Source organism: uncultured Desulfovibrio sp. (assembly GCF_910584445.1).
Lineage (GTDB): Bacteria > Desulfobacterota > Desulfovibrionia > Desulfovibrionales > Desulfovibrionaceae > Desulfovibrio.
This window is the reverse complement of the sequence record NZ_CAJUBO010000013.1, coordinates 1-17666: the sequence shown is the minus strand read 5'-3', so window position 1 is coordinate 17666 and position 17666 is coordinate 1. Positions and strand designations below refer to the sequence as shown.

Here is a 17666-nt window from a genome sequence, read left to right as displayed (position 1 = left end):
CCTATATCCCAAAGCGGGGCCAAGGGCAATGGTTTGCGCCCTTCCGCGCCCGGCGGGACGCCGGACGCCCGTATTGACCGCGGCCACGCATTGGGGCATAGGGCGAAGAGGCACTTGAAACGCCGCGACCAAGGAGCAAGCCGTGCTGTTCAATATCCGCCAGGAGACCCTGCCGAGGGAAGAGCTGGAGGCGCTGCAACTGCGCCGCCTCCGCGATGTCTGCAACCGCGCCTATGCCAACGTGCCCTTTTACCGCGCCGCCTTCGACGAGATCGGCCTGACCCCGGCGGACATCAGGAGCCTGGACGACGTGCGCCACCTGCCCTTCACCGAAAAGCAGGACCTGCGCGACCACTATCCCTACGGTCTCTTCGCCGTGCCGCGCGAGAACATCGTGCGTCTGCACGCCTCCAGCGGCACCACGGGCAAGGCCGTGGTGTCGGGCTATACGGCGCGCGACCTCGACATCTGGGCGGAACTCGCGGCGCGCAGCCTTTCGGCCGCCGGCGTCACCCGCTCGGACGTGGTCCATGTGGCCTACGGCTACGGACTCTTCACCGGCGGCCTCGGCGCGCACGGCGGGGCCGAGCGCGTGGGCGCCACCGTTGTGCCCGCCTCGGGCGGGGCCACGCGCCGCCAGGCGCAGCTCATGCGCGACTTCGGGGCCACGGTGCTCTGCTGCACCCCCTCCTTCGCCCTCCATCTCTGGGAGGCCGGGCAGGAGACCGGCGTGGACTTCCGCGACCTGCCCCTGCGTATCGGCGTTTTCGGCGCCGAACCGTGGAGCGAGGCCATGCGCCGCGACATGGAGCAGAAGATGGGCATCACGGCCTGCAACATCTACGGCCTTTCCGAGGTCATGGGTCCGGGCGTTGCCATGGAATGCGCCGAGGCCAGGCAGGGCCTCCACATCTGGGAGGACCACTTCCTGCCGGAGATCATCGACCCCGTGAGCGGCGAACGCCTGCCCGCGGGCGAGACCGGCGAGCTGGTGCTCACCACCCTGACCAAGGAGGGCGTGCCCCTCATCCGCTACCGCACGCGCGACCTCACGAGCCTCGACTTCACGCCCTGCGCCTGCGGCCGCACCCACGCCCGCATCGCGCGGCTGGCGGGCAGAAGCGACGACATGCTCATCATCCGCGGCGTCAACGTCTTCCCGCAGCAGATCGAGACCCTGGTGCTGGAAAGCGGCGGCCTGAGCCATAATTACCAGATCGTGGTGGACCGCGAGGGCACGCTGGACACCCTCGAGGTCCACGTCGAGGTGGACGAGGCCAATTTCGCCGACGAGATCCGCAAGCTCCAGAGCCTGGAGCGCAGCCTTGCCAAGAACATCAAGGAATATCTCGGCGTGACCGCCAGGGTGCGCCTCATGGAGCCGCATTCCATCGAGCGTTCCGAGGGCAAGGCCAAGCGCATCGTGGACCGGCGCAAGGAGCGCTGACCCGCGCCTCCCGGCGCCGTTCGCGGCTGCCCCCGGGCGCGCGCCGAAGGGCGCATCCGCGCGGAGATTCCCGCGCGCCGCGGCAGGATTTCTGATTGCGCGGCCGCGCGGGCTGGAGTATGCTTGGTCGTACCTTTCCCGGCAGCCATCGGCAGCCCCGGCGGACCACCGCCATGGGCGCGTCTCGGTGACGGCGCGGTTTCGCGCGTCCCGGCGCGTTCCGGTCCCATCCGGCCTTCCGGCGTCCGGGAGAACGACGCGCCGGCGCCCCGGGCGCCCTGCCGCGCCAATCCGGCGGACACGCCCCAACCTTTCGGAGGAATCGCATGAAATTCGGCAAGACCCTCGCGCTCTTCGCGGCGTTCGTCCTGGGCATCGGCGCCCAGGCCACCCTGGCGGCCGATGCCGCCGCGGACAAGGCCCCCATCAAGATCGGCGTCTATCTGCCGCTCACCGGCCAGAATGCCTTCGGCGGCCAGCTCGAGCTGGAGGGCGTGCGCCTGGCCCACAAGGAAATGCCCGAGGTTCTGGGCCGTCCGGTGGAGCTTGTGGTGGTGGACAACAAGTCCGACAAGGTGGAAGCCGCCAACGCGGTCAAGCGCCTCATCGAGCGCGACAAGGTCGTGGCCTTCATCGGCACCTACGGTTCCTCACTGGCTATGGCCGGCGCCGAGATCGGCGAAAAGGCCAGGGTCCCCGGCGTGGGCACCTCCTGCACCAATCCGCTCGTGACCCAGGGCAAGAAGTACTACTTCCGCGCCTGCTTCATCGACCCCTATCAGGGCGCTGCCGCGGCCACCTACGCCAAGGAGAACCTGGGCTTCAACAAGGCCGCCGTGCTCATGGACATGACCAACGACTACGCCGTGGGCCTCTCCAACTTCTTCACCCGCTCCTTCAAGAAGCTCGGCGGCGAAGTGGTAGCCAACCTCAAGTACAGCTCCGGCGACCAGGACTTCACGGCCCAACTCACCGAGCTGATCGCCAAGAACCCGGACATCGTCTTCATGCCCGCCTATTTCGCCGAAGGCGCCATCATCATGAAGCAGGCGCGCGAACTGGGCGCCAAGTTCCGCCTCATGGGCGCGGACGCCATGGACAACCCCGACACGGTCAAGCTGGGCGGCAAGGCGGTGGAAGGCTTCCTGCACACCACCTTCCCCTATGACCCCACCATGGCGAACATGAGCGCGGAGGCCAAGCGCTTCACCGAAGCCTGGAAGAAGGCCTATCCCGACAAGGACACCAACGTGAACGGCGCGCTCGGCTACAACTGCTACTTCCTCATCCTCGACGCCATCAAGCGCGCGGGCAAGGCCGAACCCGAGGCCATCGCCAAGGCCCTGGCCGAGACCGTGGAACTGCCCACCGCCCTCGGCAAGCTCTCCATCAACGCGACCCACGACGCCGAAATGCCCGTGGGCATCATCGAATACAAGGACGGCAAGCGCGTCTATGTGGGCGAAGTGACGCCCAAGTAGCGGCAGCGGCAGCTTCAGCGGCGCCCGCGCTCCCCACGGGGCCGGGCGCCGCGTTTTCCGCACCAGCGCCGCAGAGGTGGCCCATGAGCTTTGAGATGTTCCTCCAGCACTGCTTCAACGCCCTGACCCTTGGCTCGCTCTACGCGCTCATCGCCATCGGCTACACCATGGTGTACGGCATCCTGCGCCTCATCAACTTCGCCCACGGCGACATCCTCATGGTGGGCGCCTACTTCATCTTTTTCGGCACGTTCGCCTTCGGCTGGCCCTGGGGCGTGGCCGCGGTCATCTCCGTCCTCGGCGCGGGGCTGCTCGGCGTGCTCATCGACCGGGTGGCCTACCGGCCCCTGCGCGACGCGCCGCGCATTTCCGCGCTCATCAGCGCCATTGCCGTCTCCTTCCTCATCGAGAGCCTGGCCGTGGTCATCTTCACGGGCCAGCCCCGGCCCGTGCTCCAGCCCGAATGGCTGACCAACGCCTGGCAGATCGGCAACCTGCGCATCACCCATCTGGCCGCCTTTGTGCCGGGCATGACCATCATCCTGGTCTGCATGCTGCTCTATATCGTTTACCGCACCAAGCCGGGCCTCGCCATGCGCGCCATCTCCAAGGACATCGAGACCACGCGGCTCCTGGGCGTCAGGGTGGACAACGTCATCGCCCTGACCTTCGGCCTCGGCTCGGCGCTGGCGGCGGCCGCGGGCATCATGTGGGCGCTGCGCTACCCGCAGGTGCACCCCTACATGGGCGTCATGCCCGGACTCAAGGCCTTTATCGCGGCGGTCTTCGGCGGCATCGGCTCCATCGAGGGCGCGGTGCTTGGCGGCGTGGCCCTGGGCTTTGTGGAGATCATGACCGTGGCCTTCATGCCCGAGCTTTCCGGCTACCGCGACGCCTTTGCCTTCATCCTCCTCGTCCTCGTCCTGCTGGTGAAACCCACGGGCCTGCTCGGGGAGCGCATGGAGGAAAAGATCTGATGCGTTTCGACCGCAACACCTTTCTCAGCATCGCGGCCATGTTCCTGTTGGGCGCGGTCCTCTGGCAGGCCGAGGCATTTCTGGGCGATTACCAGATATATATCGCCAAGCTCATCTTCATCAACATCATCCTGGCGCTCTCGCTCAACCTCATTTACGGGTTCACCGGGCTTTTTTCTCTCGGGCACGCGGGCTTCATCGCCATCGGGGCCTATGTTTCCGCGCTCTGCATCCTGCCGCCCGCGCAGAAGGAGATCATGTGGATCCTGGAACCGATCATCTGGCCCTTCTCCGACCTGCTCACGCCCTTCTGGATCTCGGTGCTCGGCGGCGGCCTGTTCGCGGGCGTCTTCGCCGTCTTCATCGCCGTGCCGGTGCTGCGCCTGGGCGATGACTACCTCGGCATGGCAACGCTCGCCTTTGCCGAGATCATCCGCGTGCTCATCGTCAACGCCACGCCCATCACCAACGGCTCGCTGGGCATCAAGGGCATCCCCGGCCACGCCACGCTGCTGGTCTGCTACGGCTGGGCGCTGTTCACGCTCATCGTGCTGGCGCGCCTCTGCTACAGCAATTTCGGCAATGTGCTGCGCTGCATCCGGGACAACGAGATCGCGGCCAGCGTCATGGGCATCAACGTGTTCCACTACAAGGTGCTCTCGTTCTGCATCGGCGCGTTTTTCGCCGGCATCGGCGGCGCCCTGCTGGGCAGCCACCTCTCGACCATCGACCCCAAGATGTTCAACTTCCTCCTGACGTTCAACGTGCTCATGTTCGTGGTGGCGGGCGGCCTCGGCTCGCTCACGGGCAGCATCCTCGGGGCCACGGTCATCACCATCCTGCTCGAATGGCTCCGCTTCCTCGAAGAGCCTATGGACCTCGGCATTGTGGAACTGCCCGGCATTCCGGGCATGCGCATGGTGGTCTTCTCGGTGGTGCTGCTCGCCATCATCCTCAAGCGCCGGGAAGGCATCATGGGCACGCGCGAGCTTACCTGGAACCGCATCTTCGCCTTTTTCCGGCGGGGTGCGGGAAGGAGCAACGCATGAGCGGCTTCGTCCTTCCCCAGCCCCCGGACTACGCCGGGGCGCTTCTGCTGGCGCGCGGCGTGACCATGCGTTTCGGCGGCGTCACCGCCGTGAGCGACCTCAGCCTTGCCCTGCCGGCGGGGTCCATCGCGGGCATCATCGGGCCAAACGGCGCGGGCAAGACCACGGTGTTCAACGTGCTTTCCGGCTTCTACACCCCGCAGGAAGGCGAGATCAGCTTCGACGGCGCGGGCATCAGGGGCAGGCAGCCCTATGAGATCTGCCGCATGGGCATGGCGCGCACCTTCCAGAACATCCGGCTCTCGCCGCAGATGACCGTGCTGGAAAACATCATGGTGGGCTGCCATGTGCGCCGCCACTGCCCGTGGTGGATGGCCCCCCTGGGCCTGCCGCCCTTTTACCGCGAAGAGGCGGAGCTGCGCGCCAAGGGCCGCGAACTGGCCGAGCGCGTCCACCTGGCCGACCAGCTGGACGAGACGGCGGGCAGCCTGCCCTACGGGGCGCAGCGCCGCCTGGAGATCGCCCGCGCGCTCGCCACGGAGCCGCGCCTGCTTCTGCTGGATGAACCCGCGGCGGGCATGAACCCGCAGGAAAGCCTCGAACTCATGCACTTCATCGGCCATATCCGCGACGAGTTCCGGCTCACCATCCTGCTCATCGAGCATGACATGAAGGTGGTCATGGGCGTCTGCGAATATATCTGGGTCATGGAGTACGGCGCGCTCATCGCCGAGGGCACCCCCGAGGCGGTACGCAACGATCCCCTTGTCATCCGCGCCTACCTCGGCGAGGACGTGGCGGTGCACCATGCTTGAAATCAAGGATCTTCACGTCCGCTATGGCGGCATCCAGGCGGTCCAGGGCGTGAGCCTCTCCATCCCGCACGGGTCCATCGTCACCCTCATCGGGGCCAACGGCGCGGGCAAGAGCAGCATCATCCGTTCCGTGGCCGGGCTGAACAAGACCATCAGCGGCGAGATCCTGTTCCGGCGCCATGCCGGAGAGGCGCAGGTCTCGCTCATGGGACTCAGGCCCGAAGACATGGTGCGCCGGGGCATCGCCCTGTCGCCGGAGGGGCGGCGCATCCTTCCCCACCTCACCGTGGAGGAGAACCTCCTGCTCGGCGCCTATTCACGCGACGACAGGGACGGCATCGCCAGCGACATGGAGTGGGTCTATTCCCTGTTCCCGCGTCTGCGCGAGCGCTCCTGGCAAAAGGGCGGCACGCTTTCCGGCGGGGAACAGCAGATGCTGGCCGTGGGCCGCGCGCTCATGAGCCGCCCGGACCTGCTCATGCTCGACGAGCCTTCGCTCGGCCTGGCGCCGCTCCTGGTGCGCGAGATCTTCGGCATCATCCGCAAGATCAACGAGGACGGCAAGACGGTCCTCCTGGTGGAGCAGAACGCCTATGCCGCGCTTTCCGTTGCCAACTACGCCTATATCCTCGAAGTGGGGCGCGTGGTGCTGGAAGGGCCTGGCCGGGAACTGCTGGAAGACCCCAAGGTCAAGGAAGCCTATCTTGGCGGATAGATCGCGGACAGCCTGACCCATGCGCTACAGCATCCGCATGCGCGCGTCCCGCGCCGTCGCGCACGGGCGCCCCGAGCATATTTCCGGCGCGGAACGCATCACCGGCCTGGCCGGCGCCCCCGCCCTGGCGCGTGACCTTGCCCGCAGGGCGCTGGAACACGGCAAGGGACGCCCCGACACCATCCACATCACCCTCGAGGAGCTGGACGACGCGGCCATCCTGCGTGTGCCCGCCCTGCCCGCCCGCGCTCTGGACTGCGCTTCGGCGGCGGAGGGCCTGGAGCTTGCCGCCGGGCTGCTGCGGCAGGCGGGCGTGCCGGACCCCGGGGCGGTCATCGCCCTGCTCCTCGCCAGCGCGCCCCTGCGCGGGGCCATGCTGGTGGACGCCGACACTCTGGAGCGGCTGGAACCGGACCGGGAGCGCGGCGTCCGCGCCACCCTCATGGACATGGCGCTGCCCGCGGGCGACAACGGCGGCGCGGAGGGCAAGCGGCACTATCTGGAAGCGGCCGTGCTGGCCGCCAAGGTATGCCACGCGCCCCACATCATCGCCGAACTCTGCATCTCGGACGACCCGGACTATGTGACGGGCTATGTGGCCTCTCCGGCCTTCGGCTATGCCCGCATCGCGCGCCTGAAGGAACCCGGCATCCCGCGCGGGGGCCGCGTCTTCCTCTACCGCGGGCCGCGCGAGGCTGTGGCCGCCACCGTGGCCTTTCTGGAGCGCCGCCCCGTCCTTGTGGAAAATGTCCCCCCGCCGCCCGCATTCGCCGCTTCCGGGTCCGCCACCGGGGCGCAGGCCGCGCCAGGCCCGGACCCGAATCACACGACGGACCCGGCTCAGCCGGCGGACCCGGCGGACAAGTGGGCCTTTGTGGAAGAACGCCTCGACCGGCTGGAGGCCGAGGGCCTGTACCGGCACATGGACGTGCTGGAAAGCCCGCCCGGTCCGCGCGTGCGCCACGCCGGGCGCGACCTGCTCCTGCTGGCATCCGGCGACTATCTGGGCCTTGCCGCCGACACGCGCGTCACCGCGGGCGCCGCCCGGGCGCTGGAGTCCTTCGGCGCGGGCTGCGGCGGCTCGCGCCTGACCACGGGCACCCTGCCGCTGCATGGCCTTCTGGAACGCCGCCTTGCGGCCTTCGGCGGCTCCGAGGCGGCGCTTCTGTTTTCCTCCGGCTATGCCGCCAATGTGGGGCTGCTCCCCGCGCTCTGCGGCAAGGGCGATGTCATTTTCAGCGACGCGCTCAACCACGCCAGCATCATCGACGGCTGCCGCCTCAGCGGCGCGGCCGTGGTCATCTATGCCCACAACGACATGGCCGACCTGGACAGGCTCGCGCGCCAACACGCCGGACGTCGCCGCCTGGTGGTCAGCGACGCCGTCTTCAGCATGGACGGGGACGTGGCCGACCTGCCGGGCCTGCTGGAAGTGGCGGCCCGCCACGGGCTGCTCACCGTGCTGGACGAAGCGCACGCCCTGGGCGTCATCGGCCGCACCGGACGCGGCATCGTCGAGCATTTCGGACTCACGGGCGCGGGTCCGGACATTTTCACCGGCTCGCTGAGCAAGGCCCTGGGCGCGGACGGCGGCTATGTGCGCGGCCCGGCGCGAGTGACGGAATACCTGCGCCATGGCGGCCGCAGCTTCGTCTTTTCCACCGCGCTTTCGCCGGCGCCGGTGGGGGCGGCCCTGGCCGCGCTGGACATCCTGCGGGCCGAACCCCGACGCGTGGCGCGCCTCCAGGCCAATGCGGCGTTTTTTCGCGCCCGCCTGAAGGAGCACGGCCTGGAAGCGCCGGGAGAGAGCGCCATCGTCCCCCTCATGGCCGGCGACGAGCGCGTGGCCGTGGCGGCGGCCCGGCACATGCGCGAGTCCGGCATCCTGATCTCGGCCATCCGCTATCCCACGGTGGCGCGCGGCGCCGCGCGGCTGCGGGCCGCCCTGCGCGCCGACCACGGGCACGCCGACCTCGTCCTGGCCGCGGACGAAGCCGCGCGGGCGCTCAGGACCGCGCGGGCGGACTTTGGCCTTCCCCCAGCGGACGAAGGCTCCCGGACCCGTTGCTGACAGCGGCCAGCGCCTGCGTCAGGGCGTCCAGATGCTCCTCGGGCAGGCGCACGCGCAGACAGGCGCGCGCCGCGTACTCCTCGGCCTCCACCAGCGCCTCCAGCGCGGGCAGGCGGCGGCGCAGGGCGTCCAGATGGGCATAGTCAAGGACAAGCTCCACCGTCGCCCGCGGCACGCACTCCACACAGGCGAGGGCGGCAAGGTTTCCGCGCGCGGCCTCCTGATAGGCCCGCACCAGGCCGCCCGTGCCCAGCTTGACGCCCCCGAACCAGCGTGTCACCACCAGACAAAGCTCGCCGATCCCGCTGTGAAGCAGCACCTGGAGCATGGGCCGCCCGGCCGTGCCGTGAGGTTCGCCGTCATCCGAGGAGCCGATGCGCGCCGTGTCGCCCGGGGGTCCGGCCACAAAGGCCCAGCAGTTGTGCGTGGCATCGGGATGCCGCTGCCGCACCGCCTCCACAAAGGCGCGGGCCTCGGCAGGGCTGGACGCGCGCGCGCACTGGGCGAGAAAGCGGCTGCGCCGCGCCGTGGTCTCGGAACACTGGGGCGCGTCCGGCAGGGACGCGGGAACGGGATAACGCTGCATGCAGCCTCCGGTGCGGCCCCGCCGCGCGGGGTTTGTGAAGGGCCTTGTTCCACGTTTGCGTTGATGACGCGCCTGTCGAGCCTGAGTTGTGGGAACGCTGCCGAAATTCTCCGTCAAAAACAGCGCCTTGGGGATCCTCCCTACTCCGGCCAGCCCTTTCTCTACCGGCAGACAGCGGCCGGGGCAAGCCCCGGCGGCAATGGCGGCATGGCGCGGAAAGCTTCCCCTTGGCAACGCCACGGCTTTTCGCCTAGAATCTCCCCGGCGGGAGGAGCATTGCGACGCTCCCCGCATCCGCAGACGGCGCAAGGAGACGGCAATGCAGGACGAACGCGGGCTTTATTACCATGCCAATGCGGGCGACCCCGGTTCGCGGGTCTATGTGCGGCGCGGGCCTGACGGCGAGGTGGAGTTCCGGCTCTGGGAGGCGGCGCATCCCGAGATCTGGGAGCGCCATCCCTGGCTGAACATGGCCGTCATCCGCGAGGCGGCGGCCCTGTATGAATCCCGGGGCGCGGGGGGGACGGAACCGCTGCGGATCTACGACCTGGCCGTGGCGCGCGCCCTGCTTGCCGAAGCCGCGCCCGAAACCGGGACGGATGCCGGAAACGCCGCTCTCGGCGCCACGCCCGGACCGGGAGCGCCCCGCGCATGAACCGGGCCTGGCTTGCCCGGCAGCGCCCCGCGTTCGTGCGCGACCTCGTGCGCGACTATTGCGCCGCCCATGCCGTCCTGACCGCGCAGTTGCGCCGTTTTGAACGCGACGGCACGGTCTCGTACGCCATCGTGCGTTCCCTGCTGGGCGAAGCGGTTTCCAAGGGCGTGCTCTGGCGGCTCAAGGATACGGCCCATCACCTCTTCCGCGCGGCCGTTCCCTGCGGGACGGCTTCCGAAGGCGCCGCGCCGGAAGAGCGCGCCTTTACCGGCGAACTCATCGACTGGTGCGTGGGCTTTGCGTTCCATGAATGCGTCAAGCTGCGTGAAGACGCCTACCAGCGGCAGCACTACGCCAACCGCCTGCGCCATCTGGAGGACCTGTGGCGCGCCGCCCCGGAACGCGGCATGGCGGACCCCACGGACGGGGACGCGGCCACCGGGCCGGACGCCCTGTGGCCGCTGGCCGGCCTTCCCCGCCAGACCGCCGACAGCATGGAGCGAGAGCTTCGGCGCATTCTCCGTGTTCTGGACAACGGGCTTGCGCTGCTCACCCGGTATCTGGAGGGAGAGCGCGACAACGCCCCCCTGGCCCGCTGGCTGGCTGTGGAGGAGGAACGCGCCGCCGCTGTTTTCGGGGCGCGCTGGCCCGACCTCATGGCCGCGCTCTGCGCGGGGGACGGCGAACGCCTTTTCCTGCTCGCCGCGCGGGACCTGCTGGACGCGGGCCGCCCGGAAACGGCGCTGACGCTGTTGCGCGCGCACCGCTCCTGCCTGGGGGCGCGGGGCAGGGAACTCCTTGGGCGCCTGGAAGCCGATGGCGGCGACGCCGTTTCCCCCGTCCGCCCCGCCCGCGCGCCCCGGGCCGGAGCCGCCTGATGGCCGGCGGAGTTTCCCGCCAGGACCGCAACCGCCCCCGCGGGGGGACGCGCGCCCCTGGCAGACGCGTTCCCGTTTTCCTGCTCGCGCTTCTTGTCTGCTGCGCGCTCGCGCTGGCGGGCTGCGGCGGCTCCCGCTCCTGGCGCAAGGGCGGCGTGGCGGGCACCAAGCCCTATACCGTCCGCGGCAAGACCTACTATCCCCTCAAGTCCGCCCACGGCTTTGTGGAGGAGGGCGTGGCCTCGTGGTACGGCCCGGGCTTTCACGGCAAGACCACGGCCAACGGCGAACGCTACAACCAGTATGCCATGACCGCCGCCCACAAGCTGCTGCCGCTGGGCACCAAGGTGCGCGTCACCCATCTTGGCAACGGCCGTTCGGTCATTGTCCGCGTCAATGATCGCGGCCCCTTTGTGGATGACCGCGTCATCGACCTCTCGCGCACGGCGGCCACACGCCTGAACATGATGGGCAGCGGCACGGCCAGGGTACGCATCCAGAGCCTGGGCGGCATCAGGGAGCTGGCGGAAAACGGCGACATCAAGGGCAATTTCTACGTCCAGGTCGGCGCGTTCGGCAGCAAGGAAAGCGCGTACAAGCTCATCGAGGTCCTTGCCAGGGCGGGGCACAAGGGACGGCTCCAGTACGGCAGCAACAGCCTGTGGAACGTCCAGGTCGGTCCCTGGCCGGATTCCGCCGGCGCGGAGCGCATGCTTGCCGTGTTCCGGGCGCTCTTCCCCACGGCCTTTGTGGTGGGCGGCGCCGAATGACGCCCTTCGCCCGGCGGAGGCCGTCCTGCGATTGACAGCGATCTTCCCGGACGGCTATGAATACGGGTATTCCGGCTTTCGAGGCACATCGGACGCCCCCCTGCCGGCCATGCGGGCCGCCGCGATGGCATCGCGCGGCGGCATGCCGTCGGCCGTCCGGACCAACGGGCAGGACCCCCTGATGTCGCACAGCGGCAACGTGGTCCCGCCCCATCCCGAGGTTGTCCGCCATGGTCAGAAAAAACGGACTCATCCAGACCGGCGTTTCTCTCTTCCTCTGCGGCATGGTCCTGCTGCTGTTCTACCGTTTCACCACCCAGAACAGCGAACGCATCGAGGAGCAGAACCGCATCTACGCGGCGGACGCGGCGCGTCAGGCGGCCATCAGCATTGACGAGCAGTTCCGCGCCACGCAGGAGGCCCTCGGCACTTACGCCTATTTTCTGGAGCGCACGCTGGATTCCGCCGCCATCTCGCCGGAACTGCTGGCCGCGCTGGAAAAGCGCTCCACCTTCGACGCCGTGCGCTTCACCGGCGCTGACGGCAGGGGCATGGCCTCCGACGGCACGATCACGGACACGAGCGACCGCGACTATTACCGCCTGGGCATGGAAGGCAAAAGCGGCGTCTCCGTCATTTTCAATTCAAGCATTTTCGGGCAGACGACCCTGGGCTTTTACACGCCCCTGCGCGTCGGTGGCAGGATCATCGGCGTTCTCCACGGTTCCTATCTGGCGGGCAACTACCTGCGCGGCATCCTCACGGTGCCCTATTTCGGCATGACGTCGGACATTTTCCTCTGCGCGCCGGACGGCAGGATCATCGCCACCTCCGCTGAAAAAGCCTATTCCGGGCACATCATCGACGCCCTGCTCCAAAGCGGCATGATCGGCCAGCCCACGGCCGAAGGCGCGCGCAAGGTCTTCCGCGACGGCGGCGAGGGCACGTTCGCCTGCGCGCCCGGGAGCGGCACGGACAATCTCTGCGTCATGCACCTGCCGCAGTACGACTTTTTTCTGGTGCAGACCTTTCCGCGCAGCGTCACTCAGGGCATGGTGCGCCGGGCCAACATGGCCGGCGTCCAGCTGGAGATCTCCCTCCTCGTGCTCTTTGCCTGCTACGCCGCCTTCATGCTCATCCGGGCGCACCGCCAGAAAAAACGGCTGGAAAGGGAAAACCGCGAATTCGGGTATGTGATCAGGGGCATGAACACCCTCTTTTCCGGACTCTACATCCTCGCGGACCTTGAAACCAAACGCTATGAGCGCATCGCCGGCGGCGAAAACGCCGAGCGCGACCCCGATGCCCATGGCGCCTATGCGGACCTGCTCCGCATCCAGTCCGGCATCCTGGTGGACGACGAGGCGCGGGAAAAGTTCCGCGGCTTTTTCGCTCTCGACAGCCTGCGGGAACGCCTCGCCCGCAGCGATTCCCTCTCCTGCGAGTGCCATGTGCGGCGCGGCGGAAAGGAAGGCTGGGAGAACATCAACGCCATCTGCCTTGAACGGCGCGACGGCGTGGCAACCAAGGTGCTCTTCGTCCACCAGGACGTCACCGAACTGAAGAACCGCGAACTCCAGACGCAGAAAAAGCTCTCCGCCATGGACCGCAAGGAGCGGCAGTACCGCCTGGCCGTCACGTCCAATGCCCTGTGCACCTATGAGTTCAATGTCAGCCGCGACCGGGTGGAGGAGGACATCATCCGCCATCTCGACGACATCCAGTTCTCCATGCTGGAAGAATACAACCTGCATGCCCCGTGCAGGGTCTCCGACGCCTTTGCCGCGTGGCTGCCCACGGTCCTGCCGGAATCACGGGAGGAATACAGCCGGGTGATGAGCATCGGCCATCTTCGTGAACGCTTTGCGGCCGGGGAAAAGGAAGTGGGACTCGACTACTGGTGCACGGACCCGCGCGGCGGCGAAGTCTGCGTGCGCCAGTCCTTCTACCTCACCGAGGATGACATCACGGGCGATGTCATGGCGATGAGCGTGGCGCGCGACATCACCGAGCAGGTGACCAAGCAGCGCCTGCAGACCAAGGCCCTGCGCGACGCCCTCATCCAGGCGCAGCACGCCAATGCCGCCAAGACCACCTTCCTTTCCAACATGTCGCACGATATCCGCACGCCCATGAACGCCGTCATCGGCTTCGCCACCATCGCGGCGAGCCATCTGGACAATCGCGAACAGGTGCGGGACTGCCTCCAGAAAGTGCTCTCCTCCAGCAATCACCTGCTCAGTCTCATCAACGACATCCTGGACATGAGCCGCATCGAGAGCGGCAAGCTCCAGATCAAGGAACAGGAGTGCAACATCTCGGAGCTGATGCACAACCTCGTCAACATCATCCAGCCGCAGGTCAAGGCCAAGCGGCTCCAGATGTTCATCGACACGTTCGAGGTGACCAACGAGGACGTCATCACCGACCCGCTCAAGCTCAACCAGATCTTCATCAACCTGTTGAGCAACGCCGTGAAGTACACGCCCGCCGGGGGGTCCATCACCTTCAGCATCCACCAGGCGCCCGCGTTCCGCCATGGTTACGCGGATTTCGTCTTTGAGGTGCGCGACAGCGGCATCGGCATGTCCGCGGAATTCGTGCGCCACATCTTCGAGCCGTTCACCCGCGAAACCACCACCACGCTGAGCGGCATCCAGGGCACGGGCCTCGGCATGGCTATCACCAAGAACATCATCGAGATCATGAACGGCCGCATCGAGGTGGAAAGCGCGCCCGGCAAGGGCAGCGCCTTCACCGTCCACCTGACGCTCAAGCTCCAGGAGACGCAGTCCGGCAGCGACATCATCCAGGAACTCAGCGGCATGCGCGTCCTCGTGGTGGATGACGACTTCCATGTCTGCGACAGCGTGGACAAGATGCTCAAGAAGATCGGCCTGCGCTCCGAGTGGACGACCTCCGGGCGCGAGGCCGCCTACCGCGCGCAGATCGCCCATAACGACAACGATCCCTACCTGACCTATATCATCGACTGGCAGATGCCGGACATGAACGGCGTGGAGACCGCGCGCAGCATCCGCCGCGCGGTGGGCAAAGACGCGCCCATCATCATCCTCACGGCCTACGAGTGGACGGACATCGAGGAAGAGGCGCGCAGCGCGGGCGTCACGGCCTTCTGCGCCAAGCCGCTCTTCATGTCCGACCTCAGGCACGCCCTGATCTCCTCCCACAAGTTGCAGGACAAGGGGGACGAACCCAGGGAGGAAACGCCGGATTTCGGCGGGCGGCGCATCCTTCTGGTGGACGATGTGGAAATGAACCGCGAACTCGCGGAGTTCATCCTCGTTGAAAGCGGCTTTGTGGTGGAAAGCGCGCCCGATGGCAGCGACGCCGTGGAGATGGTGCGGAAATCTCCGGAAGGCTATTATGACGCCATCCTCATGGACGTGCAGATGCCCACCATGGACGGCTACGAGGCCACGCGCGCCATCCGCGGCCTTGCGCGCGAGGATGTGAAGACCCTGCCCATCATCGCCATGACCGCCAACGCCCTGGATGAGGACAAGGCCGCGGCCCTCAAGTGCGGCATGAACGCCCATATCGCCAAGCCCATCGACATCAAGGCGTTTTTCGAGGTCATCCGCAGCTTTTTTCAGTAGCGCGGTGCGGCAATGAACGTATCCTGACCGCTCCGGCGACAGGGCTGGCAGCCAGGAGCGCACCGCGCGCCAGCGCTCTGTTATAAAAATTCCGCCAATGTTTTCACCAGCATGGGGATATCGACCGGCTTTGCCAGATGGGCGTTCATGCCGGCGGCGTACGCATTTTTCTTGTCATCCTCAAAGGTGTTTGCCGTCATGGCAACGATCGGCGTCCCCGCCTTTGACGGGTCCTCCATGCGGCGAATGGTCTCCGCCGCCTGGTAGCCGTTCATGTTGGGCATTTGCGTATCCATCAGGATCAGGTCATAGTATCCGGCGGCCGCCCTTTCCATCATGGCGACGCAGACCGCCCCGTCCTGCGCCCGCTCCACCTCGAATCCCATTTCGCTCAGCAGATCCGCCGCAACCTCCGCGTTGAAGTCGTTGTCCTCCACAAGGAGGAGCCGCTTCCCGGAAAAGCGGGCGGGCGCCTGCTCCAGCGTTTTCGTCTCACGCCCGTCCGGTTCGGCGGCGATCCGGTGGGGCAGGAGGACCGTGACCCTGGTCCCCGTTCCCTGCTCGCTCTCGACCTCGATGCTGCCCCCCATGAGTTCGGCCAGCCTTTTTGCAATGGGCAACCCAAGCCCGGTACCGGCGATCTTGCTGTGGGTCGTGTCCTGCGCCCGGGAAAACGGCTCAAAAACATGGGGCAGAAAATCCCCGGCAATGCCTATGCCGGTGTCTTCGATCTCGGTCCTGAACCACGCCCGCCCCTCCCGCGCCGGGGGAATCTCCGTCAGCCTGACGGAGATGTTGCCGCCTTCAGGGGTATATGTGCAGGCGTTGTTCAGGATGTTCAGGCAGATCTCCTGGAGCTTTGCCCTGTCGCACCAGACAAAGGGATGCTCCACCTCCACGCGCGTGGCGAGCGTGATCCGCTTTGCCCGCATCTCCGGAAGGAGCTGGGCGCACGCAGACGCGATCATCTCTTCCGCGCTGCATACCGTTTCTTCCAGCACCGCCTTTCCGCCCTCGATCTGCGACATTTCGAGAACATTGTTGATGATGGACAGGAGCATGCGGCTGGCATCCTCGATCCTGCCCACATACTCCCTCCCCCTGGCCGTGAGGCAGGCCTGCTCTTTCTTCAGGAGACGCGCGAAGCCAATGATGGCGTTCATCGGCGTTCGGATGTCGTGGCTCATGCTGAACAGAAAATCGGTCTTGGCCTTGCTGGCGACCTCGGCCTTTTCAAGGGCCTGTCGCGTCTCCCGCATGGAGCCGTTCAAGATGAGGTAGGTCAGGATCAGGAGAGCCGTCAGAACGGAGCTGAGAAAGATCGCCGAGTTGATGCCGATCTGGTTTGCCCTGGAGACCATCATCTCGGTGGCCTGCTCGGGAAAGATCTGGATGACATACCAGTCGCTGTCCGCCAGGCCCATGATGCAGGCGCCGGTCTCATTCCCCTTGAGGGGGATCACCGCTGTTTCCCCCCTGTAAATCAGGCTGCCCGCGGGAGTGCCCTCCGGGAGCCGCGGACCAAGGACCGTTTCGATGGATATCTGCGCCCGTGTGTCGATATGCTGATTGCTGGCGATGATGGTCCCGTCCTCCCGGCACAGGTAGGACTCCGCCCGGTAGCCGAAGACATCCATCGTCAGCAGGCCATCCAGTTGATTCCGCTCCTTGTATATGCCCGTCAGCGAGCCGATGATCTCGCCCTGGCTATACGCGGGGGCATAAAACACCAGCAGCGTCTCGTTCGTCGCGCGGGAATGGAAAATCAGCTCCATGCCGGAATTTCCCCGCATGGCGTCCAGATAGTAGCGGCGGTCCCCGGCTTCGGATATGCCACCGGTGATATTGTGGTTTTTCCCGTCCCTGTCGGTAAACTCGATGAAGTCGAAAAGAGAGTTCCGTAAAATGCGTTGCAGGGCAGCGACGCCATTGTGGGAAGAGGCGAGCCACTCGCCGGCCAGATCGCTCAGCATCTGGATATTTTTCAGGCCATGCCCCAGAGAATCATTCACCAGCAGGGCCATCTGGCCGGTATTGTCGATCAGGTACTGGCGGTTGTTGTCCGCGATGTTTTCCCGGTTCTTTACCGTAAAAACAAGGACTGACGCTATCGCCAGGAGGGCGGCGGCACTGGTGAGAAACAGCAGGAAATACTTCTTCCGGTTTTTCATGGCCGCATTTCCCTTCATCCGTGCCGTTACTGGCCTGCCGCTGGAGCATTCCGCAAAAGGGGTGGCAACGCCGATCCCGGTGATGTCCGATACCATCCCAGTGTTTATGATACGGGTCCGGAGGGCTTTTGACAAAGGTATTTTTATACAAAATATACTTATATATCAGTTAGTTATATAAAGCCCCTGCCTGCGCCCTCAGGAAGGACGCCCCCGTGCCGGCAGGGAGGAGACATTGGCTACGTTCATTGCCAAAACGCTCCAGAACATGAGCGGCCCTGCGGGCGGGAGCGCGCGGAGGACGCACGGAAGAGCCGGCAACGGCAGTACAGCAGAGCTTGAACGACGCTTAAACGTCAACGCCCCGGCTCCACATGGAACCGGGGCGTTGGTAAAGATTTGGCAGCGACCTACTTTCCCGCGCGAGAGCG

13 protein-coding genes are annotated in these 17666 nt (G+C 66.5%); 11 read left to right on the top strand and 2 right to left on the bottom strand.

Features of this window, described 5'->3' with window-relative positions:
• Nucleotides 1–142: 142 nt before the first annotated feature.
• The 7 genes from QZ294_RS07400 to QZ294_RS07370 all read left to right on the top strand — a co-directional run bounded on the left by QZ294_RS07400 (nt 143) and on the right by QZ294_RS07370 (nt 8555).
• Entirely contained in the window at nt 143–1447 is a 1305-nt protein-coding gene (locus QZ294_RS07400; protein WP_297048489.1) for a phenylacetate--CoA ligase family protein, read from the top strand.
• A gap of 326 nt (nt 1448–1773) precedes the next feature.
• The gene (locus tag QZ294_RS07395) at nt 1774–2928 is read left to right on the top strand and encodes an ABC transporter substrate-binding protein (RefSeq protein WP_297048487.1); all 1155 of its coding nucleotides are present in this window, start codon (nt 1774–1776) and stop codon (nt 2926–2928) included.
• Between the two features lie 83 nt (nt 2929–3011).
• Complete coding sequence (locus tag QZ294_RS07390; protein ID WP_297048485.1) at nt 3012–3905, top strand: branched-chain amino acid ABC transporter permease; 894 nt, start codon at nt 3012–3014, stop codon at nt 3903–3905.
• Nucleotides 3905–4954, top strand: coding sequence for a branched-chain amino acid ABC transporter permease (locus QZ294_RS07385; protein WP_297048483.1), 1050 nt, complete (start codon nt 3905–3907; stop codon nt 4952–4954). The genes QZ294_RS07390 and QZ294_RS07385 overlap by 1 nt, the downstream gene beginning before the upstream one ends.
• Entirely contained in the window at nt 4951–5769 is an 819-nt protein-coding gene (locus QZ294_RS07380) for an ABC transporter ATP-binding protein (RefSeq protein ID WP_297048481.1), read from the top strand. The genes QZ294_RS07385 and QZ294_RS07380 overlap by 4 nt, the downstream gene beginning before the upstream one ends.
• On the top strand, nt 5762–6484 hold the full coding sequence (locus QZ294_RS07375; protein WP_297048479.1) for an ABC transporter ATP-binding protein: 723 nt from the start codon (nt 5762–5764) through the stop codon (nt 6482–6484). The genes QZ294_RS07380 and QZ294_RS07375 overlap by 8 nt, the downstream gene beginning before the upstream one ends.
• Before the next feature lie 19 nt (nt 6485–6503).
• Nucleotides 6504–8555, top strand: a complete 2052-nt coding sequence (locus tag QZ294_RS07370; protein ID WP_297048476.1) for a 6-carboxyhexanoate--CoA ligase — start codon at nt 6504–6506, stop codon at nt 8553–8555.
• Here QZ294_RS07370 and QZ294_RS07365 read toward each other — a convergent pair.
• Nucleotides 8491–9141, bottom strand: coding sequence for a YigZ family protein (locus QZ294_RS07365; RefSeq protein ID WP_297048475.1), 651 nt, complete (start codon nt 9139–9141; stop codon nt 8491–8493). The genes QZ294_RS07370 and QZ294_RS07365 overlap by 65 nt on opposite strands.
• A 319-nt stretch (nt 9142–9460) precedes the next feature.
• Here QZ294_RS07365 and QZ294_RS07360 point away from each other — a divergent pair, with 319 nt between their 5' ends.
• From QZ294_RS07360 to QZ294_RS07345, 4 genes are all read left to right on the top strand, one after another.
• A complete protein-coding gene (locus tag QZ294_RS07360) occupies nt 9461–9796 on the top strand; it encodes a hypothetical protein (protein ID WP_366140578.1) in 336 nt (111 codons plus the stop codon).
• The gene (locus QZ294_RS07355) at nt 9793–10674 is read left to right on the top strand and encodes a hypothetical protein (protein WP_297048473.1); all 882 of its coding nucleotides are present in this window, start codon (nt 9793–9795) and stop codon (nt 10672–10674) included. The genes QZ294_RS07360 and QZ294_RS07355 overlap by 4 nt, the downstream gene beginning before the upstream one ends.
• On the top strand, nt 10674–11444 hold the full coding sequence (locus QZ294_RS07350) for a septal ring lytic transglycosylase RlpA family protein (RefSeq protein ID WP_297048472.1): 771 nt from the start codon (nt 10674–10676) through the stop codon (nt 11442–11444). The genes QZ294_RS07355 and QZ294_RS07350 overlap by 1 nt, the downstream gene beginning before the upstream one ends.
• 230 nt (nt 11445–11674) lie before the next feature.
• Entirely contained in the window at nt 11675–15064 is a 3390-nt protein-coding gene (locus QZ294_RS07345; protein ID WP_297048470.1) for a response regulator, read from the top strand.
• A gap of 80 nt (nt 15065–15144) precedes the next feature.
• Here QZ294_RS07345 and QZ294_RS07340 read toward each other — a convergent pair whose 3' ends face one another.
• On the bottom strand, nt 15145–17235 hold the full coding sequence (locus QZ294_RS07340) for a hybrid sensor histidine kinase/response regulator (protein WP_297048469.1): 2091 nt from the start codon (nt 17233–17235) through the stop codon (nt 15145–15147).
• Between the last annotated feature and the right edge of the window lie 431 nt (nt 17236–17666).